The 21,063-nt window shown below is 39.4% G+C and carries 21 protein-coding genes and 5 pseudogenes; 18 read left to right on the top strand and 8 right to left on the bottom strand.

Going from position 1 to position 21,063, the window contains the following annotated elements; genetic code table 11:
• Window positions 1-67 precede the first annotated feature (67 nt).
• The 9 genes from lrp to I6E82_RS08955 all read left to right on the top strand — a co-directional run bounded on the left by lrp (window position 68) and on the right by I6E82_RS08955 (window position 8,479).
• Entirely contained in the window at window positions 68-547 is a 480-nt protein-coding gene (gene lrp, locus I6E82_RS08915) for a leucine-responsive transcriptional regulator Lrp (RefSeq protein WP_007582985.1), read from the top strand.
• A gap of 173 nt (window positions 548-720) precedes the next feature.
• Window positions 721-3,216 (top strand): DNA translocase FtsK, encoded by a 2,496-nt coding sequence (locus I6E82_RS08920; RefSeq protein WP_197117618.1) that lies wholly within the window; start codon window positions 721-723, stop codon window positions 3,214-3,216.
• Window positions 3,216-3,842 (top strand): outer membrane lipoprotein chaperone LolA, encoded by a 627-nt coding sequence (gene lolA / locus I6E82_RS08925; RefSeq protein ID WP_007582981.1) that lies wholly within the window; start codon window positions 3,216-3,218, stop codon window positions 3,840-3,842. The genes I6E82_RS08920 and lolA overlap by 1 nt, the downstream gene beginning before the upstream one ends.
• Complete coding sequence (locus I6E82_RS08930) at window positions 3,835-5,178, top strand: replication-associated recombination protein A (protein ID WP_197117620.1); 1,344 nt, start codon at window positions 3,835-3,837, stop codon at window positions 5,176-5,178. The genes lolA and I6E82_RS08930 overlap by 8 nt, the downstream gene beginning before the upstream one ends.
• Window positions 5,171-5,551, top strand: a complete 381-nt coding sequence (gene crcB, locus I6E82_RS08935) for a fluoride efflux transporter CrcB (RefSeq protein WP_021032117.1) — start codon at window positions 5,171-5,173, stop codon at window positions 5,549-5,551. The genes I6E82_RS08930 and crcB overlap by 8 nt, the downstream gene beginning before the upstream one ends.
• Window positions 5,552-5,560: 9 nt before the next feature.
• On the top strand, window positions 5,561-6,865 hold the full coding sequence (serS, locus tag I6E82_RS08940) for a serine--tRNA ligase (RefSeq protein ID WP_002962971.1): 1,305 nt from the start codon (window positions 5,561-5,563) through the stop codon (window positions 6,863-6,865).
• Between the two features lie 363 nt (window positions 6,866-7,228).
• On the top strand, window positions 7,229-7,768 hold the full coding sequence (locus I6E82_RS08945; protein WP_197117622.1) for a hypothetical protein: 540 nt from the start codon (window positions 7,229-7,231) through the stop codon (window positions 7,766-7,768).
• Between the two features lie 117 nt (window positions 7,769-7,885).
• Window positions 7,886-8,122, top strand: a complete 237-nt coding sequence (locus I6E82_RS08950; RefSeq protein ID WP_197117623.1) for a hypothetical protein — start codon at window positions 7,886-7,888, stop codon at window positions 8,120-8,122.
• Window positions 8,123-8,227: 105 nt separating this feature from the next.
• Window positions 8,228-8,479, top strand: a complete 252-nt coding sequence (locus I6E82_RS08955; protein WP_197117624.1) for a hypothetical protein — start codon at window positions 8,228-8,230, stop codon at window positions 8,477-8,479.
• Window positions 8,480-8,523: 44 nt separating this feature from the next.
• Here I6E82_RS08955 and I6E82_RS19845 read toward each other — a convergent pair.
• A pseudogene (locus I6E82_RS19845) lies at window positions 8,524-8,718 on the bottom strand (IS110 family transposase); the annotation flags it as partial.
• 28 nt (window positions 8,719-8,746) lie between these two features.
• Here I6E82_RS19845 and I6E82_RS19970 point away from each other — a divergent pair.
• From I6E82_RS19970 to I6E82_RS08965, 3 genes and pseudogenes are all read left to right on the top strand, one after another.
• A pseudogene (locus I6E82_RS19970) lies at window positions 8,747-8,877 on the top strand (transposase); the annotation flags it as partial.
• 218 nt (window positions 8,878-9,095) lie between these two features.
• Window positions 9,096-9,476 carry a hypothetical protein gene (locus I6E82_RS08960; protein ID WP_007580161.1) on the top strand — a complete coding sequence of 127 codons (381 nt, stop codon included), beginning with the start codon at window positions 9,096-9,098 and terminating at the stop codon, window positions 9,474-9,476.
• Window positions 9,477-9,677: 201 nt separating this feature from the next.
• Window positions 9,678-9,860, top strand: a complete 183-nt coding sequence (locus I6E82_RS08965) for a hypothetical protein (RefSeq protein WP_010552629.1) — start codon at window positions 9,678-9,680, stop codon at window positions 9,858-9,860.
• 39 nt (window positions 9,861-9,899) lie between these two features.
• On the opposite strand, the pseudogene I6E82_RS19975 reads toward I6E82_RS08965, so the two are convergent.
• Window positions 9,900-10,244, bottom strand: a pseudogene (locus I6E82_RS19975) (transposase); the annotation flags it as partial.
• A gap of 31 nt (window positions 10,245-10,275) precedes the next feature.
• On the opposite strand from I6E82_RS19975, the pseudogene I6E82_RS19980 reads away from it, so the two are divergent.
• The 3 genes and pseudogenes from I6E82_RS19980 to I6E82_RS08975 form a co-directional block, all read left to right on the top strand.
• A pseudogene (locus I6E82_RS19980) lies at window positions 10,276-10,406 on the top strand (transposase); the annotation flags it as partial.
• A 219-nt stretch (window positions 10,407-10,625) separates the two neighbouring features.
• Window positions 10,626-11,057: a hypothetical protein gene (locus I6E82_RS08970; RefSeq protein WP_197112923.1), complete on the top strand. Its 432-nt coding sequence runs from the start codon at window positions 10,626-10,628 to the stop codon at window positions 11,055-11,057.
• 108 nt (window positions 11,058-11,165) lie between these two features.
• Complete coding sequence (locus tag I6E82_RS08975; RefSeq protein ID WP_197117625.1) at window positions 11,166-11,696, top strand: hypothetical protein; 531 nt, start codon at window positions 11,166-11,168, stop codon at window positions 11,694-11,696.
• 68 nt (window positions 11,697-11,764) lie between these two features.
• Here the strand turns inward: I6E82_RS08975 and I6E82_RS19850 are convergent.
• Window positions 11,765-11,902, bottom strand: a pseudogene (locus I6E82_RS19850) (PQQ-dependent sugar dehydrogenase); the annotation flags it as partial.
• 179 nt (window positions 11,903-12,081) lie between these two features.
• On the opposite strand from I6E82_RS19850, the gene I6E82_RS08980 reads away from it, so the two are divergent.
• A complete protein-coding gene (locus I6E82_RS08980; protein ID WP_197112921.1) occupies window positions 12,082-12,501 on the top strand; it encodes a hypothetical protein in 420 nt (139 codons plus the stop codon).
• Between the two features lie 117 nt (window positions 12,502-12,618).
• On the top strand, window positions 12,619-13,050 hold the full coding sequence (locus tag I6E82_RS08985; protein ID WP_197112920.1) for a hypothetical protein: 432 nt from the start codon (window positions 12,619-12,621) through the stop codon (window positions 13,048-13,050).
• 196 nt (window positions 13,051-13,246) lie between these two features.
• Here I6E82_RS08985 and I6E82_RS08990 read toward each other — a convergent pair whose 3' ends face one another.
• Complete coding sequence (locus tag I6E82_RS08990) at window positions 13,247-14,437, bottom strand: PQQ-dependent sugar dehydrogenase (protein WP_197117626.1); 1,191 nt, start codon at window positions 14,435-14,437, stop codon at window positions 13,247-13,249.
• On the opposite strand from I6E82_RS08990, the gene I6E82_RS08995 reads away from it, so the two are divergent.
• A complete protein-coding gene (locus tag I6E82_RS08995; protein ID WP_197117627.1) occupies window positions 14,422-14,874 on the top strand; it encodes a hypothetical protein in 453 nt (150 codons plus the stop codon). The genes I6E82_RS08990 and I6E82_RS08995 overlap by 16 nt on opposite strands.
• A gap of 103 nt (window positions 14,875-14,977) precedes the next feature.
• Here I6E82_RS08995 and I6E82_RS09000 read toward each other — a convergent pair whose 3' ends face one another.
• The 4 genes from I6E82_RS09000 to I6E82_RS09015 all read right to left on the bottom strand — a co-directional run bounded on the left by I6E82_RS09000 (window position 14,978) and on the right by I6E82_RS09015 (window position 21,040).
• A complete protein-coding gene (locus I6E82_RS09000) occupies window positions 14,978-16,177 on the bottom strand; it encodes an Nramp family divalent metal transporter (protein WP_197117628.1) in 1,200 nt (399 codons plus the stop codon).
• A 497-nt stretch (window positions 16,178-16,674) separates the two neighbouring features.
• A complete protein-coding gene (locus I6E82_RS09005; protein ID WP_197117629.1) occupies window positions 16,675-17,937 on the bottom strand; it encodes a valine--pyruvate transaminase in 1,263 nt (420 codons plus the stop codon).
• Window positions 17,938-18,072: 135 nt separating this feature from the next.
• Complete coding sequence (locus I6E82_RS09010) at window positions 18,073-18,732, bottom strand: glutathione S-transferase (RefSeq protein ID WP_197117631.1); 660 nt, start codon at window positions 18,730-18,732, stop codon at window positions 18,073-18,075.
• Window positions 18,733-18,745: 13 nt separating this feature from the next.
• The gene (locus I6E82_RS09015; RefSeq protein WP_197117633.1) at window positions 18,746-21,040 is read right to left on the bottom strand and encodes a peptidase U32 family protein; all 2,295 of its coding nucleotides are present in this window, start codon (window positions 21,038-21,040) and stop codon (window positions 18,746-18,748) included.
• Between the last annotated feature and the right edge of the window lie 23 nt (window positions 21,041-21,063).

Here is a 21,063-nt window from a genome sequence, read left to right on the forward strand (position 1 = left end):
TTAAATTCAAATCTAGTGTTATCATCTATATAACAAAAATAAACAGCATAAAAAACTAGTTGGCACTATGCATCAGTTATTAGATAGAATTGACCGTAAAATTTTAATGGAATTACAGCACGATGGACGCCTTTCAAATGTTGAACTGGCCAGACGAGTTGGCCTAAGCGCCACGCCCTGTCTGGAGCGAGTGAAAAAGCTAGAACGAGAAGGCTACATACTTGGCTATAAAGCAGTGGTCGATCCAGCTAAGCTTGGGCAAGGTTTATCGGTGTATGTAGAAGTAACAATTACTAAAACATCTCCCGACGTATTTGATGAGTTTAGTGCGGCCGTTAAAAAGCACGAAGAAATTATCGAATGTCATTTAGTATCGGGTAATTTTGATTTTTTACTTAAAACGCGCGTAAATGATATGTCAGAATACCGTGGTGTATTAGGTGACATATTATTAAAATTGCCTAACGTTAGTGAAAGCCGAACTTATGTAGTAATGGAAGAAGTAAAAGGTGAAGAAGGCGTAATTATTCGTCCTTATATTACTTAAGGTTATTTATATTAGCTGCGTCATTTGCTTGTATAAGCTCAAATTATAAAAACTTGTTCATAATCAGGCCATCAAGGTTAAGATAAAGTGCAACAAATTGCATTTCCTGCTAAGGTATTTCACTGCTAAGTAAGTGTGAATAAAAATAGAATAATAAAGAGGAATAGGGAACTATGCGCCTAAACGGTGTGCAAAGACTATTAGAAACTGGGCTGATTATCAGCACCTTTACGGCAATATTTATTTTATGTGCCTTGATCAGCTTTGATCCAGCAGATGCTGCATGGTCGCAAACTAGTTTTAGCGAAGTAAGCAATATCACAGGAGCAGCCGGTGCATGGATAGCCGACATTTTATTACTCACCTTTGGTTGGTTGGCTTACTTAGTGCCAGCGGCCATTCAGCTATTTGGCTACTTGCTATTTAAACAACCTCACCGCATTTTACAGCTTGATTACACCACCTTAGCGCTGCGTGTTATTGGTTTTGCTTTGTTTATCACCTCAGCTACCGCTATTAGTAGTATCAATTTTGACGATATTTATAACTTTTCCTCTGGTGGGGTAGTGGGCGATGTTATTGCATCAGCCATGATGCCTGCGTTTAACTTTACCGGCACCTCTATATTATTGCTGTGTTTCTTTTTTGCCGGGCTTACCTTATTAACGGGTGTATCGTGGGTTGATTTTGTAGATTACCTTGGCGATTTAATGGTTAGGTTTTATCGCTTTATAGTATCGTACGCAAAAGGTTGGATGCACCGAGAACACGCTGCGGGCAAAGCAAATAATCACGATGAAGTAGACGCCCATTTTGAAGAGGATATAAAAGAGCAAATAGAGCTGCCTACATCAGCTAAAAAAGCAGATAAACAAAAAGCAATTAATAAACCGCAAACGCCATTTAGCGAGCCACAAATTAGTGACGATTTTATGCCGTTTGACGAGCTTGACGACATACTCGATCAAGAAATTGGCTTTAGCGCCATAGACGACGAACCAATGGACACGGCCGCTGCATTAAACGCGCTTGATCAAAGCCCAGTTGTAGAACCTGAAAAGCCAGTTACAACAGTGGTATCACCAGCAAGACCAATGCCTAAATCAAAAGCGCAATATCAACCACCGCCGACGGCAAAAGAGAAGTTTGAGCAATTATTGACGCAAGAACCACCACCGGGGCCATTACCGTCGCTCGATTTACTCGACAGACCGGATAAAGCTAAAAACCCTATTTCGCAAGAAGAGCTCGATACAGTATCGCGCCTAGTAGAGACAAAACTACTCGACTTTAACGTACAAGCTAAAGTTGTAGCGGTATACCCAGGCCCTGTTGTTACACGCTTTGAGCTAGATTTAGCGCCAGGTATTAAAGTGTCAAAAATTACAGGTTTGGCTAAAGATTTAGCCCGTTCGCTTTCGGCAATTAGTGTGCGTGTTGTAGAAGTTATACCGGGTAAAACATATGTTGGTATTGAGCTTCCTAATAAACATCGCGAAATAGTACGTTTGTCAGAAGTAATAAACGCACCTAAATTCGAGCAAAATCCATCGCCACTTACCATGGTGCTTGGTAAAGACATTGCCGGTCAGCCGGTATGTGCTGATTTAGGTAAAATGCCACATTTATTGGTAGCCGGTACAACTGGTTCAGGTAAATCAGTGGGCGTTAATGTCATGATAGTAAGCTTGCTTTACAAATCGGGCCCTGACGATGTACGTATGATTATGATTGACCCTAAAATGCTTGAGCTATCAGTATACGAAGGCATTCCGCATTTATTGTGTGAAGTAGTCACCGACATGAAAGAAGCCGCTAACGCACTGCGTTGGTGTGTGGGCGAAATGGAACGTCGTTATAAATTAATGTCAGCATTGGGTGTGCGTAACTTAAAAGGTTACAACCAAAAAGTGCTTGATGCCAATGAAGCGGGTTACCCAATTCTTGATCCATTATTTAAAGACACCGATGGCATGAAAGAAGGCCCAGACGAACTAGGTAAGTTACCAAGTATTGTTGTAGTAATAGACGAATTTGCCGACATGATGATGATTGTTGGTAAAAAAGTAGAAGAGCTGATTGCCCGCATAGCCCAAAAAGCACGTGCGGCAGGTATTCATTTAATACTGGCAACGCAGCGCCCTTCGGTAGATGTAATAACAGGTTTAATTAAAGCAAATATACCAACGCGTATGGCGTTTCAGGTGTCTAGCAAAATAGACTCGCGTACCATACTTGACCAGCAAGGCGCAGAAAACTTACTGGGTATGGGCGATATGCTTTATTTACCACCAGGCACTAGCGTACCAGAGCGTGTACATGGCGCGTTTGTAGACGACCATGAAGTACACGCCGTAGTAAACGATTGGAAAGCGCGTGCTAAGCCAAATTACGTTGATGAAATACTCAATGGTGATGCCAGTGAAGATATTTTATTGCCAGGTGAAGCAAGCGAAAATGCAGACGAAGAGAACGATCCGTTATACGACGAAGCCGTGTCGTTTGTAATTGAAACCGGCAAGGTATCGGTATCGTCAGTGCAACGTAAACTACGTGTTGGCTATAATCGCGCAGCACGTTTAGTCGAACAAATGGAAACATCGGGTATCGTGAGTTCACCAGGTCATAATGGCGCTCGCGATGTATTAGTACCTAATGGAGCAAATTAATGAAAAAATTTAACGCCTTATTATTAGTGTTAGGCAGCGTACTTGCCGCACCAAGCTTTGCTGACGACAGCCAAGCATTACAAGACAGACTTGCTACTTTAAAAAGCTTTAAAGCGCAGTTTGCACAAAAAGTAACAGACAAAGAAGGCCAAGCGGTTATGCAAGGCGAGGGCACAATAGCGCTTCAACAGCCTATGATGATTCGCTGGCAGCAAACAAACCCAGACGATACATTGTTTGTATCAAACGGCGATAAAACCTATTACTTCGACAGTTTTGCTGAGCAAGTAACAATTATGAAAACCAGCAGCCTAATCGACTCAACACCATTTGTGCTACTTACATCAAAAGACCCAGCACAATGGGAAAAATACAGCGTACTTGCAACAAATACAGGCTTTAGTGTAACGCCAAATAAAGGCGTAGAAAGCCAAGTAGAACAACTTGATATAGCGTTTGCGGGTAACGAGCAAGGCCTTGCTAAACTAGTGGTTACCGACAACTCAGGGCAGCTATCGTCATTTACGTTTAACAATGCCCAAGTTAATACGCCGCTTGATAAAAGCACTTTTGAATTTACGCCTCCTGAAGGTGTTGAAATAGACGATCAGAGTAACGGTGAGTAATTTAGGATTTAATTTTGGGCCCGATGTACGGCCACTTGCTGCGCGTATGCGCCCCACAACGCTTGACGAGTACATTGGTCAGCAACACTTATTAAGTGCTGATAAACCACTGCATCAAGCCATTGTTGCAGGGCGATGCCATAGTTTAATTTTATGGGGCCCACCGGGTGTAGGTAAAACAACACTTGCGCAAATAATTGCCAACCATGCTGATGCCTCACTTATACAAATGTCGGCGGTAACCGCAGGCGTAAAAGATATACGCGACAGCGTAACGCAAGCGCGGGACAACTTAGAAAGCCGTGGCCAACGCACCCTTATGTTTGTTGACGAGGTTCACCGCTTTAATAAGTCTCAGCAAGATGCGTTTTTACCGCACATAGAAGACGGCACCTTTATATTTGTAGGTGCAACCACCGAAAACCCATCGTTTGCCCTTAACAACGCTATATTGTCGCGTGCACGCGTGTATGTTTTAAAATCGCTTGCCGATGCCGACTTATATACCGTAATAGAACGTGCACTTAAACAAGACGAGCAGCTAAGCCAAAAACACATCACTATTGCCGACAACGCTAAAAAGGCACTATGCCAAGCAAGTGGCGGCGATGCGCGTAAAGTACTTAATTTACTTGAACAAGCGGTTGATTTAACAACCGAGCAAAACGGTCAATACAACGTAGACGAGCACGTACTTAGCCAAGTTTTACCTACTCATTTAGCTAAATACGATAAAGGCGGCGATGAATTTTACGATTTAATATCAGCCTTTCATAAATCAGTACGTGGTAGCTCTCCCGATGGTGCGCTGTATTGGTATTGCCGAATTTTAGCCGGTGGTGGCGACCCTTTGTATGTAGCAAGGCGTTTACTTGCCATTGCAACAGAAGACATAGGTAACGCCGATCCGCGTGCGATGGAAGTGGCCTTAAATGCGTGGGATATATTTCAGCGAGTAGGGCCCGGCGAAGGCGAACGTGCAATTGCACAAGCCACATTGTATTTAGCCAGCGCACCCAAAAGTAATGCGGTGTATATGGCGTTTAATCAAGCCAAAACAGACGCTCAAAACGAGCCAAGTTACCCAGTGCCAGAGCATTTACGTAATGCCCCAACTAATTTAATGAAAGACTTAGGGTATGGCGCTGAGTACCGTTATGCGCATAATGAAGAGGGTGCATTTGCCGCAGGTGAAAAATATTTACCACCAGAAATGGACGGTAAAGAATATTACTTACCGAGCGAGCGCGGACTTGAACAAAAAATCAAACAAAAACTCGATTACCTAAAAGAGCGCGATGCGCAAAGCCAACTTAAACGATACGAAAATGATTAAACTTTATATGATGATCGCCCTTGGCGGAGCCTCAGGTGCGTGTTTACGGTTTTTTATTAGCGAAAGCATGCTAAAACTCCTCGGTAGGGGATTCCCTTTTGGCACGTTGACGGTTAATATTCTGGGTTCATTGTTAATGGGCATTTTGTACGGTTTGATAGATAAAGAAATTATCACCGCAAGCCCCGCTAAAACCCTTATCGGTATTGGCTTTTTAGGTGCATTAACCACCTTTTCAACATTCTCAATGGACTCGTTGTTGTTATTACAACAAGGTCACTTTATTAAAATGGCCCTCAATATCATCTTAAACGTGATGGTGTGTATTTTTATGGCTTGGCTGGGCCTTCAGCTAGTAATGCAAAAAGGTTAAAAAACTAACATGTTAGATTCTAAATTTTTACGTCAAGACATCGAACAAACTGCAGCACGTTTAGCAGCGCGCGGTTACGAACTCGATGTAGCGACGGTAACGGCACTTGAAGAAAAACGCAAAACATTACAAGTAAAAACGCAAGAACTTCAAAGTCAACGTAATGCAAGCGCAAAAGCAATTGGTCAAGCCAAAGCTAAAGGCGAAGACGCACAGCCACTACTTGATGCAGTGGCTAACTTAGGCAGTGAGCTAGACGCCGCTAAAACAGAGCAAGATGAAGTATTAGCCGCAATTAACGACATTGCTTTAGCAATTCCAAACTTGCCAGACGAGTCGGTACCCGCAGGTAAAGACGAAGACGACAACGTTGAAATTTTAACGTGGGGCACACCTAAAAAATTCGATTTTGAAGTTAAAGACCACGTAGATGTAGGCCAAGACCTAAACGGCTTAGACTTTGAAATGGGCGTTAAAATTAGTGGCGCACGCTTTACTGTAATGCGCGGCCAAGTAGCGCGTATGCACCGTGCACTAACGCAATTTATGCTAGATACACATGCTGATAAAAACGGCTATACAGAAATGTATGTACCGTACTTAGTAAATAGTGCAAGCCTTTACGGCACGAGCCAACTACCTAAATTTGCGGGCGATTTATTCCACACATTAGGCCTTGTAAATGACGACGGCGAACAACAAGCCGGCTTTAGCTTAATTCCTACAGCTGAAGTACCGCTTACAAACAGCGCACGCGACGAAATTTACGATGAAAGCGATTTACCAATTCGCTTAGTTGCCCACACGCCGTGTTTTAGAAGTGAAGCAGGCAGCTATGGTCGCGATACTCGTGGTCTAATTCGTCAGCACCAGTTTGATAAAGTTGAACTTGTACAGCTTGTAAAACCAGAAGACTCAATGGCAACGCTTGAAGAGTTAACAGGTCACGCAGAGCAAATACTACAAGCGCTTGAACTTCCGTACCGTAAAGTAATTTTATGTATGGGCGACATGGGCTTTGGCTCAGCTAAAACATACGATTTAGAAGTATGGTTACCTGCTCAAGACACATACCGCGAAATTTCGTCTTGTTCAAACATGGCTGATTTTCAGGCGCGTCGTATGCAAGCACGTTTTCGCCGTGAAGGTGTTAAAAAGCCAGAGTTACTACATACACTAAATGGTTCAGGCTTAGCCGTTGGCCGTACACTAGTAGCCATACTAGAAAACTACCAACAAGCCGATGGTACAGTAGTAGTACCTGAAGTATTACGCCCATACATGGGTGGACTTGAAGTAATTGGTAAACAATAAAAATCAAGTTTAAGTTAAGCAAGCTTTAAGCTTGTAAATCTTAAGACGAAAGCCGCTGTTTGCAATGAACAGCGGCTTTTTTATTTTAGGTTAAAGGCAAAAGCTTAGAGAAAAATTTAAGTTATCTTATTAATAATATCGCTTACACCTATTTTTATAGCTCATTACTTTTTTGTCCGATATTACTGATCTCTACCATTTTGGGGCATTTCTACATCAAGGAAACTTAAATATCGGCTAACTAGTTGTTTACAAGTCCTTATTAGCTGGTTAAATTAGAACCTTTGTAAGACTTGGACATTTGTCGGTTTATAAAGCGACAAATGTCGGATATAAAGTTTTTATGTTTTATGGAGAGTTCTGGTGCGAGTTCTAGCAATTTTATCATTCATTATTATTTTCTCTTTTCCTGTAAATGCAAAGATAGCTGATATTTCTTGGAGTGAATTCATAGAACAAACTGAATTAGTCGCTGTTGTATCAATTCAAGAAATGAAACGAATTGATGAAGTATATGGCGTAACAAAAGTAAAAGTTCTGAAAGTTATAAATGGAACCGACAATCACAAAGAAATTTATATTGATTGGAGCATTGGAAGAATCAGTCAGCCATTATTTGATATTTACCATAATTATGTTGTCTTCTTGAAGAAAAATGATAATGGAAAATATGAAGCTTCAATTATTGGACGATCCTTTTGGAAAGTAGAGAAAGACTATTCTACTCAAGAGTTTTTTATTGATTTAGATATGGATATCTATATGAGAAATTTGATAAATATACCTGAATACATTTATGGCTTAAGAGAAGTTTCTCCTAATAATCAACATGGAAAACCGTATAATGTCAGAAGGGTTTATTTAAAAAATCTAACTGAATATTTTGAGTCAAATAAAACATAACAAGCTGTTGAACAAGGACAAAAAACAGTTGGTTTTTGCTCCTTCGTCGCCTATTTTAACCAACTATTTTATTGCCTGTTAATAGGGCGTTAGGTGTTTCTCAGGTTTGGAGTTCAAATGGGATTTAAGTTTTGGTTCGTTAGAGCATTAAAAGTATTTCTTGGAGTAGCTGCCTTACTTTTTATAGTTGAGTTGCTTAAACAGCATTCAGTTCAAGAAGCATTAATTTTTGCTTGTACTTGGTCTTCAATCACAACAACAGTGTTTATATGTTCAAGATTATATCAATCACGTAAAGGTGTAGAGTGTGCTTTGTGCAATGATATTCCAGACAAAAGTGATAAAAACACCTAACAAAGAATTTAAAGCGGGACTGCTAACAGTTTGCTCGGTTTCGCTTCGCTACACATTTTAGCAAACAATTATCAGCCCCTTAAATGGGCGTTATAAGGTTTTGATATGGAAGTCACATTCGAGTTGGTTATTGGCATCGCATTTTTCTTAGTCGGTGCTAGATTTGTTTATATCGGTAAAATGGATGTCGAGTTTGGTATCACTAATGGTCAATCAGGCTCTCGTACAAAATTCACTTCTTCTCAAACTAAATCTTTAGAGGGAACAAGTGCTAGACTAGCTGGTGCATTAATATCTATCTTTGGTATTTTACTGTACGTGTTTATGGAAAAAGGTGACGTCTTGTTTGTGTTGTAAACAACCTTATAACAACACGCCCTGAGGTGGACGACTAGTAAAATTTAGCTATTAACTGCAAATTTTAAAAGTGGTGAGCCTCTGCGTTTTAAGGCCGCTAAATACGTCGATTCATTGTAGGGTGTATTCGTTTTCCAACACCTAAATACAATCCTTATCCATTTAAATGCCAGTGATCTAATAATGCTGTTATGCGGCTTACCCTTGGCTTTTTGTTGCTCATAATACGCTTTAGCCCAAGGAAATTAATTAGACACCCATCCTAAAATTACTGTCAATAAAGACATGAATAAACTGACCTTATGGGGTCAAACGTAAATGAATAGCTTTGGTTTACGGTGGGGCAACTGTATTACCTTGTTCATAATATAGAAAAGCTGCAAAACACGATGCATTAAGAAGGGTAAGCCCTCTTACTCTAAATAAAAGCCACTCAAACACCCGTAATCCCTTCCAAAACGCCAATTAAAACAATATCAAACACTTCTATATTCTGCGTAAAAATACAGTAATCAATTGAACCAAAATAGGAACTCAGCTATGGTTTGTTTATCAATAAAAACAAATTTAAAAACGAGTTAATCTACAGGCTTTTTAGTTGCCTTAGGAGTCACAGTTGAATTTTGATGATTTGAAATCGATTATCGATACTGAAAATGACCAAGAATTAAAACTTACTTCTAATTTTTGGGAAATCACTAAAAACTCCAATTCAGAATTGAAGCCTTGGTTATCTGAAGATCAATTTAATCAGATTTTCTCAAACCTATTAGAGTATCAAAATAACGAGACTGTGTTTGTCTTTGAGTCTTTCGAACGCATATACAAAGATTCAGGTTTAACTAAAAGGTTAACTGAACAGCTAGATTTAAACTGGGCTAGCTTTAATGCTTTTCAAAGCGATACCGAAATTCTTTATTTCTATATGGTGCCAAAAAGTTTAAATTGGGTTTTATATGCAAACAGAGACTTTTGGCAGTTTGCAAAAGGCAACTAACAAGCCCATCAAGCTGATTCGCAACGCTGTTGCAAAGAACAAAGGCGCAACAAATTGTGCCAGCACAGCTCACGGCTTATGGGAGCGTTAGCTGTATTGTCGTACTGTTGTGATTATATAATGTTACAGATTTGCCCTTGCTCAAAAAATATTCTGCACATATATTTAATTGGTACTTAATTGTTTTAATAAGAGGGATTTATGAAAATATTACACAAATGGATAATTTTGGCGGGTTTATTATTAGCCGCTCTTATTTCGTATGGCTACGGATTTTCTCAAGGCATAGTTATCTTTGTTGTTTTAGGTGTGGCTTTGGAACTTACATTTTGGTTTGGTGTTTTTGGTAAAAAGCAGCAATGTAACGAACACCCCCGCAACTAATCTACAGCTAACAACACGCCCTGAGGTGGACAGCAAGCGCTAAAGCTCACTTTCCACCGCAAATTTTAACAGCGGTGATCCTTTACTTTTCAATGCAGTTAAGTAAGTTGATTCATCGTATGGCGTATGTGTTTTCCAGCACCTAAATAGTATTCGTGTCCACTTAAACGTCAATGATTTGATGATGGTATTATGGGGCTTTCCTTTGGCTTCTTGCTGCCGATAATATGCTTTTGCCCAAAATGAATAGCGCACAGATAATCCTGCCCATTCCACAAACGTTTACCTTAACAACTTAGTGCATGATTACCGCCAGTGTATCCATTCCTTTTTGCCACTGCGTTCGGTTACTGGAGCAATGCCTGCGTATTGTTGTATGTCAGCGACGGAAAATTAATTAGACACCCATCCTAAAATTACTGTCAATAAAGACATGAATAAACTGGCCTTATGAGGTCAAACGAAAGTGAATACCTTTAGTTTACGCTGGGGCAACTGTATTGTATTGTTCATAATATAGAAAAACTGCAAAACACGATGCATTAAGAAGGGGAAGCCCTTTTAACCTAAATAAAAGCCACTCAACCACTCGTAATCACTTCCAAAACGCCAATTTAAACAACACCAAACACTTCTTTATATTCTGCGTAAAAATACAGTAATCAATTGAACCAAAATAGGAACTCAGCTATGGTTAATGCATCAATAAAAATAAATTTAAAACGAGTTAATCTACAGGCTCGTTAGGGCTTTCTGGAGTCACGGATGAAATTTAAACTACTTTTTATTTTCCTCGTATTTATTTCAACATTCGCGTATTCGAATGAAATTGATGAATTCTGGAATACAGAAGCTGCATATAAAAACAAAGCTGAAAGTTATATTTCTCTGCTGTACAGTAACAAGCCTGAACTTCTTGTTATTGAATTTTCTATTAAACGCAACCCAACGAAAATTGAATCTGAATTAGAGCACTATGTATTTTTTAAGGCGCTCGACAAAGCGAGTATCGTTGATACTAAAGATCCTGCTATTCTAGAATGGGCTAAATCTAATGGTACAAGTGCTAAAGATATAACCGTCTATGACGTAGTTTTCGAGTTGCCTAAAACTAATAATATCAGTCCAGTAATAATGTCAGTTGGGCAAGAGACTGGCATTTTAAACAACAAATGGGCAGAATTAATAAAACCCTAACAAGCATTTCAAACGGAACAAATACAGTTGGTTAGGTTCCGCTTCGATTCACATTTTAACCAACTATTTTTGTCCGCTTAAGTGGGCGTTTATATTGCAAGGATAAGTATGAAGCTAGCATCTAGATTTATGCCTGAATACAAACCGCAAAAGGGAGGGAAAATAGCTCTCTTTCTAACGGCTTGTTTATTTCTTGCTACATTTTATTATTCGCCAATTGTTTTGGTAGTTTTTGCAGGTATCGCGATTTTAGCGTTTGTCTGGAGTTACTTCGAACAATCAAAGATTGATGCTTACTTTGCAAAACTGTGCACAGACCGAAACGGTATTACTATTTGCAACTTCGCAAGAGAGTTCGATGCTCGCGGAGTAGATACTTGGATAATTCGCGCTACATATGAGGAAGTTCAACGAGCTATATGTTCTGATCAATTAGTACCGCTAAAAGCGACAGATCATTTATTCGATACGCTCAAGTTCGATGGAGATGATTTAGATTTGGATCTAATAGAAATTATAGCTCAGCGAACTGGTCGCAGTTTAGACGGATATGAAGAAAATCCATTTTATGGCAAAGTAACTACGGTTCGTAATTTAGTTCTTTTTTTTAATTACCAACCTGTGGTAAATGCAACATAACAACAAAATACCATGGGGTCAGGTCTTTCTTTTTGCCATTAGCTTTATTATTGGTTATTTCATGTAAATTAATTCGGTATCACCAATATAAGCTTTGAATCTTCCCCATCGGTTAATATAGCTATATTTTCCTCAGTTGTTACAAACACATCTCTTAATCGTCCTGCGGTCTCTGGGAATATGTGAGACTGCGTAAACTCACCATTAGGGCCAGATTAATTTACAATTGGAGTGGCTGTCTAGTTTAATGCGAGCTTTGATATCACGCGTAAACATTCAACAATCGATTGTACCCAGGTAGAAACCCGGCTATGGTTTGTTTATCAAGATAAATAAACCAGCTAATTTACATGTTCGTTATGTCTCACGGAGGTTTTATCGCTCTATGAATGTTTTTCTAATAATTGCAGGTACATTAAGTGCTGTTGTAGCAACTTTGCATTTGGGTTGTATCTATTTTGGAGGTTCTTGGTATCGGTTCTTCGGTGCAGGAGAGCAAATGGCATTACTTTCTGAGCAAGGAAGTATTAAACCAACTCTTATTACTAGTGTAATTGTTCTGATTCTATCAACTTGGTCATTGTATGCATTTTCAGCCGCAGGTGTTATTTTTAAACTTCCATTCATCCGCCTAGCTCTTGTATTAATAACTTTTATTTATTTAGCCCGAGGTGTTGCAGGGTTCTTTCTAATAAATAACCCTATGGGGCGTTCGCCTGAGTTTTGGATTTGGAGTTCTATTATTTGTTTATCTTTTGGTATTATTCACCTTGTTGGTTTAAAACAGCAATGGGCAAGCTTGTGAGTGAAGTGTAATCTAATAAAGAATCAAACAAGGGCTATTACAATTGGCTTTTGGTAAAGCATTATATTTATAGTTAACCACTGGTCGCTAATAATTGACGGAACAAGGAATATTAAAATGGATAAAATGTCAGTTCACATAACCTCTAAACCTTTAGATACTTACCCGCAAAAACAAATTTTAAAGGTGGTAGCTGATGAAGTAACCGAAAAAGCGACTGTGCACAAAGCAGCGGTTCAAAGTGACCAAGTGGATATATCCGAAGAAGGAAAAGAAAAAAGTCTGGAAGATCAAAATCGTGAAGCGTTACGTAAATTATCAGGCAATGAAGATGCAAGTCAGGCATCACAATCAGAAGGTGACCCTATTGATGAACAGATTGCTGAAATACAAGAAAAGATAGAAAAACTATTACAGGAAACTGCATTATTACGCAGTAAAGATGATGAAGAGTCGCAGGCTAAAGTGAGGGTACTAGAAGCAGAAATTACCGGGCTTAACACTCAACTTATTGAATTATTGAGACAGCAATTAGAATCGGGTAAATAACAAGCACAGTAAGTATATGCAAAGGCAATTGGAGACAAGAACGTTATTAATAACATAATGAAGACGCTCACCTTAATCTTAAAACTAAAGGGGTTAACCCCTGATCTTACTGATCAAATTACTTAATTAACCAAAGTGGCTTATTGAAAGCCGCTACTTACTTTAAAAGCGCAGCGGCTTTTATTTGCTTTATGAATTAGTTTGCTGTCATCAACATTAGCTTTGCCTCTTTACCGTCTGTTAATACTGCGACGTTACCTTTATCAGTTATAAACACATCTCTTAACCTGCCTGCGGCCTTGGGAAATACGTGAGACTGCGTAAATTCACCACTTACCAGATTAACGCTGTAGAGCTTTTTATCAACAAGAGTAGTGATAAGCACATGTTGTTGTAATGAAGGAAAAGCTGCATGTTTAGAGCCGTAATACGCCATGCCTGATGGCGCTATTGATGGCGTCCAATTAACACTTGGTTTTTGCATGCCTTTATATTCGGTAAAGGGTGAAATACGCGCTTGCGAGTAATCTTTGCCATAGGTGATTACCGGCCAGCCATAATTAGTGCCAGCGGTTAAATAGTTTAGTTCGTCACCGCCTGCAGGGCCGTGTTCGTTGCTAATAATTTGCTGCGTATCGTAATCATAAACTAAGCCTTGAGGGTTACGATGACCGAGTGAGTAAACAGCATGCGCATTTGGGTTTTTGTGATTAATAAATGGGTTGTCTATTGGAATGGTGCCATCTAGGTTTATACGTAATATTTTACCAAGTTGGCTGGTGATAACTTGTGCTTGCTCTCTAAAGTCAAACCCATCGCCCGTTGAAACTAATAACGTATTGTCGGGTAGGACAAGGGCGCGTCCTGCGTAATGTTGCGGTGTGTTTTTATCAGTCGCTACTTTATAAATAATGTTAGGTTTTGAAAAGTCAGTGCCATTAAACGTGGCTTTGGCAACAACAAGCCTGTTTGCGCTTGCACCACCTTGGGCATAAGTAAAAATAATTTCTTTTGAGTCGTTATAATCTGGTGATAACACAATGTCGAGTAAACCACCTTGGCCTGCTACGTATAAACCTGTTAGGTTTAATTTTACTCTTGATTGCACATTGTTTTTAACTATAACTACGTGGCCATCACGCTCTGTAATTAACCATGTGCCGTTTGGTAGTTCAACCATGCTCCACGGAGACTGTAATTGCGTAGCCAGTGTTTGTGTACTGTATTGCTCCTTTGGTAGCGCAGCATCTGCATTAACAGAAAACGAAAAAAGCGAAAGCAAAGTAAAAAAAGAGATACATTGTTTACGGGGCAAGCCTTTGCTAGCATGGCTTGCATAAGAAAAAAGCTTTATTTTAAGTTGAGATAACCATGTCGTTTTTAACACGTATATTGCCTTCATTTTTAGTTTCTTGGTTACTTACATTCACACTTGCTAGCTTGTTTCATAGCCAATATGTTGTCAATCAATTAGTTAATGTAGGTGTAGTGGTGGGCTTTAGTGATCGTGCTAGTTTAACGCTTGATGATTGGTTAGGCCTATTACCTACCTACGGCGCTATTATTGCCGTAGCACTTGCCATCGCTTTTTTTGTTACCGCAAAGCTTAATAAAAAGGTTCAAAAATACAGTACTCAGCTATTTGTTATTGCTGGCATTGTGGCATTTGCTATTGTGTTAATTGCCATTGAATCAATTATGAATATTCATATTATAGCGGGCGCAAGAGGCTGGGGTTTTTATGCTCAACTGCTTGCAGGCGCGGTAGGTGGTTTGGCGTTCTCGCAATTAGTTAAGGCAACTAAAACCCAAAAATCGTGTTAGATGTGTGAATATAAATACGGCTTATACGTTATTTAGTGATTAATAAATAAAGGCCGCTGTTTATTGTAAACAGCGGCCTTTAAATATGGTTTTTAGAGTTGAATTAAAAAATTAAACTAATTAGTTTGTAGCTACTTAGCCCAAAAATTAGGATTAAAACGGGTAGGGTAACCAGGTTTAATACCAAAGAGTTAGTGTAGTTTCCCATAACCCCTTTTTGATTAACCAGCCATACAAGGTAGGTGCTAACAATAGGAAGTAATAAACCGTTAGCCGCTTGTGCGAATATAATTACCGCGACAGGGTCTAAACCGAGTGACGCCACCGCAGCACCAAACAATAAAATAACAATAGCGACGCCTTTAAAGCGCGTGTTACCCATATCGTTTGACCAACCTAACATGCCACACACAGCATAAGCACCCGCAAGTGGCGCTGTAATAGCACTTGTTAAACCTGCAGCAAATAAACCAATAGCAAAAAAGTAATGAGCGGCGTCACCAAGCAATGGCTCTAGCTGCACGGCCATGTTAGCCGCACTAATTTGCCCCGCATCGGTGCCATAAAATGCAACTGAAGCTGTAGATAAAATAGCTAAAGTGATCACACCGCCTAAAGTGATTGATAGACCTGTATCAACATTTGTTTGTTTAATCACTTTTTGCATGTCGCTGTTACTGTCGTGTCTAGCAGCGAGTACGCCGGAGTGCAAAAATAAGTTATATGGCACAATGGTAGTACCAACTAAAGCTAGTATGGTTGTAATAGAGCCTTCAGGCATACTAGGAATAAAACCAGCAAATACATCACCCAGTGAGGGCGCTGCCATTACAAGTGTTGAGATAAACACTAAGCTCATTAAAATAACGAGTAAAATTAGCGCGTTTTCAACCACTTTATGTTTGCCGCTATACAGTAAAGCTGCACTAAAAAAAGCAATAAGTGGTGTCCATAGTTGAGGACTAACTTGAGGGAATATTTCAATTAATCCCATGCTAGCGCCACTTAAATTACCCGCTTCATAAGCTGCACTGCCCACACCAATGGCGCTAATGACTAAAAATATAGCTAAAGATTTAAATAAAGGCGTTTGAATATGTGCTCTGAGCGCTTGAGCTAAATCTTGCCCGGTAGCAACGCCAAGGCGCGCCGCCATAGATTGTAATAATATAGTGGCAACTACTGAAAACAGTAATGTCCATATAAGTGCAAAACCAAAGTTTGCACCTGCCACGCTGGCGGTAGTAATAGTCCCTGGTCCAATGAAGGCAGCGGTGACGAGCAGTCCTGGTCCTAATCGCATAATTGACCTTAATAGTGCTATTGCATGTTGCTATTTAAAGTTACATCTAACGTTTAAAATCAATAAATTATACGCGATGCCTGTTGTGTTATTGCTGCCACTTACAGTAAGTGCCTTGCAGCGATAGTCGCTCCTTGACGAGCTCTTTTTTATAAGCATATGTTATACCAATCCGCAATAATACTTAATCAATTTGAGGGATTAAATATGACGCTAACTGCGTTAAAAATTTCTGATATACGACTGCATGGATGCAGAGCAATGCAGGAGCAATTAGTGATAACAACTAAATAACGAAATTTTTGCCTGGTTATCGACACGATTTTCTCACCTCAGAATAGATCACTTAATTAAGCGAATTGCTATTAAAAAAGGTCGAGTAGGATACCAACTTGTATATAAATTTAAAGGGGATACAGTGCGTTTGCATGAATTTTAAACGTATATATAAGCGAGTTAAATGACTGATGCCGATATTAATATCGGCATCAGTATATTTACTTTATTAGGTTTTTAATCGCTTCTAAGCCTTTTTTTAGGGTATCTGCATCGGTAGCATAGTTAATACGAATACACTCGTGCTTGTGCGCCCAACTGTCGTCAATGCCGATAAAAAAGTTGTGACCTGGGATCACATACACGTCTTGCTCTTTAAGCTTTTGATACAACACCTCGCTTGTCATTTTTGCATCTTTAAACCACAGCCACATAAAAAATGCGCCTTCAACTTTGTGCAAATAAACAGGCAGTTCGGCAAATACTTCGTCAAACAACTCAACCGCTATGTGTGCTTTATTACGATAAAAAGGCAGTACAACATTACGACACAGTGGGAGTAGTTCGTTGTCGTTAATTAAGCGTGTCACTAAGCTTGGACCAATACTATTTGGCGATAACACCATGCTGCCATTTACGCGGCCAATTGCTTTAATAATCTCATTGTTTGCAACCACAATACCGCTGCGTAAACCCGGTAGGCCAAGTTTTGAAAGTGACATACATAAAATAATGTTTGAGTTCCACGTTAGGTTTGCGTCGGTGTAAATACAACCTGGGAACGGATCGCCGTACGCGTTATCAATAATGAGTGGAATGCCATATTGCTTAGCGAGCAAATCAAGGTGTTTTACTTCATCGTCAGTAATTACATTACCTGTTGGGTTAGTAGGGCGTGATACGCACAGCGCGCTTATGCTGCTGTCGTTTGCTAGTACTTTTTCAACTGCTTTAAAATCAATTACGTATTTAAACTGTTTTGATGCACTACCTGTATTTAAAATTTCGATATCAGGCTTTATGGCAACAAACATATCAGCCGATAAGCCTTGATCGGCATAACCTATGTACTCTGGCGCAAGGGGAAATAAAATCTTTTTATGGCTGCCATCCGGCATTTCGCCTGCCAACATATTAAACAGCACAAAAAAGTTAGCTTGACTGCCATTACCAAGTGCTACGTTATCGGCGCTAATATCCCATGCGAACTCTTTACTTAGCTGGCCAGCTAATGCTGCTCTAAACTCGTCGTTACCGGTTGGGCCATCGTAAAGCCCAAATACTTGCGATACCTTGTTACTGGCAACAAGATTTTGTAATTCACTTAAAAAAACCTCATTTACTTGTGGTACTAGTGCGGGGTTACCGCCACCCAGCATAACAATATTAGGATTGTTGCTGTTTTTAGCACCACCTAAATCTTCCATTAACTGAGTAATGCCGTTGGGTTGTGTGAATTTAGTGCCAAAGTTTGAGTAGTTCATAATGCATAGCGTTTGTTAGTAATGGGGAGGGCAGTATAGCGTAAATAAAGGGCTTAAATTCGATGATGAGAATAATTCAATGCTGAGATTTACAGGTAGCTATAGTAATGTAATTTCTTATAAAAAAAGGCTAAATTAAGGTTTTTTAACGCCGTATAAAAACTCTTCGCCGCAGTCCATATACAAATCAAATTTGGTCATAACTTTGGTAAACATGGGGGCGTGCAAAAATTCGTTTAACCATGCGCGTAAATGCGTGTATTCACTTTGTAAGTACCAGTGTTTATCTACGCGGGCAAACTGTCTAATAAATGGCAGCAGGGCATAATCGGCTAGACTTTTTTCATCGCCCATTAAGTATTTATGCGTGGTTAGCTTTACTTCAAATTGCTTAATAAATTCTTCGCAGGCTTTTTGGTAATAAATTTGTGCCATGTCTTTTGTGCGAGCATAAAATTTGTACTTTTCGAGCACCGGTTTAAATTGCGTGTCGTTTAGCTTAATTAATTCAAGCATGCGCTCAAGTGCTAATGGGTCTTGAGTATGCAGTAAATTATGCGGATCGTTTTGCTTTAAAGCCCAGAGCATAATGTCTAGGCTTTCATCTATGACTTGATTATTCGGCAGTAATAAAACAGGCACCGTGCCTTTAGGTGATATTTGCAAAAGATGCGGTGGCTTATTTTTAGTTTTTATAGCGCGTAGAAGCACGTGTTGCTCTGCCATTAAAATACCCATTCGTGCACGCATTGCGTATGGGCAGTGTTGTAATGAATATAATAATGGCAGTGTCATTTTAATACTTACCTTAACTGTTTAAGCCTTCAACATATTGCTGACGTGTTTTTACTTTTACCATATGATTTAACTGATCAGCTGCTTGTGTTTGCCCGCTAATTAAATCCTGAAAATGCGCAAGTAACACGGCTTTATCGAGTTTTTCTTTATCGCCTGAGCCAATGTCGGTTAAATCAATCATAAACTCGTCAAACTTGTCGGCATAATCGGTCACAATATCCATATTTAAAAATTGCTCGTGGTTATAAATGCTCGGGTAGCCGCCTTTTTGTTTATCAATAGCAAAGCTAATGCCTTTAACATTGGTAACGGTTGTTTCTTTTTTACAACTCAACATACAGCTTGCGTCAATACGTGGTTTTTTACAGCCAACGGTTTGCTGGAAAAAACATTGTCGGCTGGTCATCATTAGTATTGGATGATAAATGCTGTACATCATTTTAAAGTTGTTAGGGCGTTTAATACTACGCATTTGTGGTTTGTTTATTTCGTTTGAAATAAACGCGCCTTTTGCGTTTAAATCTTCTTGTAGTGTTAGTAACGCATAAGAGTTTGTAGTGTTTAATAATGGACCTGCAATCCAGTCAATACCCATTTGCACTGCTTTAAATGCTACGCCTGTGTTGTTACTAATAATAAGCTTAGGTTTTACAACCTCGAGCAAACGCACTGCTTCTTCAAAATCTTTACCAATTAACACCGCCGGAAACCACGGAATTAACTGCGGGTGCTCTAAAAATACGTTGATGTATTTATCGTTATCGGTTCTAAAGCTCTCAGGTAATTTAAAGTAAACATCGCCATTTGTTAAATCACAAAGGTGAACGTCTTTTATGTCCGATATTAAAATAGAGAGTGTTGTTTTGTTTTTATCTGCTTTTTCGTGATTCACCAATTTAGGCAGTTCAACAGGGGCGAGTACGTCTTTACCTTCGTTTAATAAAAACGCGACTTGCTTCTTAATACGGGCAAGCTCTTTAAACGGAATGCTTAAGTTGTTGCCTAAGTTTGAGTAATCCATATTTTTAATTTCAAAATTGGCATTACTAAAGGTTTTAAAGCGTTTATCAATAGCAGCAATATCAACAACTGATTTATCGGCAGTTTGCATCACCATTTGCGATTGAACTTCAAAGCGTAGAGGCTCTTTTTCGTTTTTATTCGAAAGCGTAATATCGCTTTTATCTTCAATAATTATGTTTACAGTGAATGGCTGATTTAATTGCCCTGAAAATTCTAATGTAAGCTCGCGCTTTGAAATATCTAAAAATTCAATTTTCTTTTTAACTAACGAATCAATTTCACTTTTTTGAGTGGAAAGCTCTTGCTGAGCATCGTAAATTTGCACGACCGAAATTGCATTGTTTTTTTCATTTGCGTGATCAAAACTATGGTCGCGCGGGTTATCGGTAAACATGTTTTTGGTCATGTCGCCGGTTAAAAACTTATTAGTAAAGTTACGGTTAAATACTTTGTATAAGCTTGAATCGTCTTCAATTAGGTTACCGGTTTGCACAAACGTGTCTATTTGTTTGCGCCAGCTATCAATAACCGTATGTACGTAGTTAGCGCCTTTAATACGGCCTTCTACTTTTAACGAGTCAACACCTGCAGCTACAAGCTCTGGTAAATCAAAATAAGCTGAATTGTCTTTTAAGTTTAACGGATGTTTGTTACCCATCGCCGTTGGCTCGTATTCATCACGACACGCTTGCGAGCAGCGACCACGATTACCCGAGTTACCCACACTTACTGAGCTTGAATAACATTGCCCTGAAAACGCAATACATAATGCGCCGTGCACAAATACTTCGGTTAATACGTCGCATTTATGCGCTACGTCGGTCAGTATTTTAATTTCAGTTAAGTTAAGCTCGCGCGATAAATTTACACGTGTAGCGCCAATGCGCGCTAAAAACTCAACTTGTGATTCGTTATGCGTAGTTAACTGAGTTGATGCGTGAATATGCAAAGTAGGAAAGTGCTTTTTAACTATATTGAATAACCCTAAATCTTGCACAATAATACCGTCGAGCGTGGTATTTACTAGCTGATTTAATAGCTTAAATAGCGCACCCATTTCGTGCTCTAATATAACTACATTTAGCGTTAAAAATATTTCACAGCCGTATTCATGGGCTAGGCGAAGTGCGCCGTTAAGCTCATCAAACGAAAGATTAGACGCTCGGTTACGTGCATTAAAGGTATCTAACCCACAATAAACCGCATTAGCACCGGCTACAATGGCGGCTTTTACCGCGTTTACATCACCGCCTGGGGCTAATAGTTCAATCTTTCTACTCATTACAATTTCACTTCGCTCATATT

This window comes from Pseudoalteromonas sp. NZS11 (assembly GCF_015864765.1).
Classification (GTDB): domain Bacteria; phylum Pseudomonadota; class Gammaproteobacteria; order Enterobacterales; family Alteromonadaceae; genus Pseudoalteromonas; species Pseudoalteromonas arctica.

What these genes read in the sequence shown, in the direction of transcription:
- I6E82_RS08980 (WP_197112921.1), top strand. Translation starts at nt 12,082, where the DNA reads ATGAATGTTTTTCTAATAATTGCAGGTACATTAAGTGCTGTTGTAGCA.
- I6E82_RS09015 (WP_197117633.1), bottom strand. Translation starts at nt 21,040, where the DNA reads ATGAGTAGAAAGATTGAACTATTAGCCCCAGGCGGTGATGTAAACGCG.
- I6E82_RS08950 (WP_197117623.1), top strand. Translation starts at nt 7,886, where the DNA reads ATGGGATTTAAGTTTTGGTTCGTTAGAGCATTAAAAGTATTTCTTGGA.
- lrp (WP_007582985.1), top strand. Translation starts at nt 68, where the DNA reads ATGCATCAGTTATTAGATAGAATTGACCGTAAAATTTTAATGGAATTA.
- I6E82_RS08985 (WP_197112920.1), top strand. Translation starts at nt 12,619, where the DNA reads ATGGATAAAATGTCAGTTCACATAACCTCTAAACCTTTAGATACTTAC.
- I6E82_RS08995 (WP_197117627.1), top strand. Translation starts at nt 14,422, where the DNA reads ATGTCGTTTTTAACACGTATATTGCCTTCATTTTTAGTTTCTTGGTTA.
- I6E82_RS09000 (WP_197117628.1), bottom strand. Translation starts at nt 16,177, where the DNA reads ATGCGATTAGGACCAGGACTGCTCGTCACCGCTGCCTTCATTGGACCA.
- I6E82_RS09010 (WP_197117631.1), bottom strand. Translation starts at nt 18,732, where the DNA reads ATGACACTGCCATTATTATATTCATTACAACACTGCCCATACGCAATG.
- serS (WP_002962971.1), top strand. Translation starts at nt 5,561, where the DNA reads ATGTTAGATTCTAAATTTTTACGTCAAGACATCGAACAAACTGCAGCA.
- I6E82_RS09005 (WP_197117629.1), bottom strand. Translation starts at nt 17,937, where the DNA reads ATGAACTACTCAAACTTTGGCACTAAATTCACACAACCCAACGGCATT.
- I6E82_RS08920 (WP_197117618.1), top strand. Translation starts at nt 721, where the DNA reads ATGCGCCTAAACGGTGTGCAAAGACTATTAGAAACTGGGCTGATTATC.
- lolA (WP_007582981.1), top strand. Translation starts at nt 3,216, where the DNA reads ATGAAAAAATTTAACGCCTTATTATTAGTGTTAGGCAGCGTACTTGCC.
- I6E82_RS08970 (WP_197112923.1), top strand. Translation starts at nt 10,626, where the DNA reads ATGAAATTTAAACTACTTTTTATTTTCCTCGTATTTATTTCAACATTC.
- crcB (WP_021032117.1), top strand. Translation starts at nt 5,171, where the DNA reads ATGATTAAACTTTATATGATGATCGCCCTTGGCGGAGCCTCAGGTGCG.
- I6E82_RS08975 (WP_197117625.1), top strand. Translation starts at nt 11,166, where the DNA reads ATGAAGCTAGCATCTAGATTTATGCCTGAATACAAACCGCAAAAGGGA.
- I6E82_RS08965 (WP_010552629.1), top strand. Translation starts at nt 9,678, where the DNA reads ATGAAAATATTACACAAATGGATAATTTTGGCGGGTTTATTATTAGCC.
- I6E82_RS08955 (WP_197117624.1), top strand. Translation starts at nt 8,228, where the DNA reads ATGGAAGTCACATTCGAGTTGGTTATTGGCATCGCATTTTTCTTAGTC.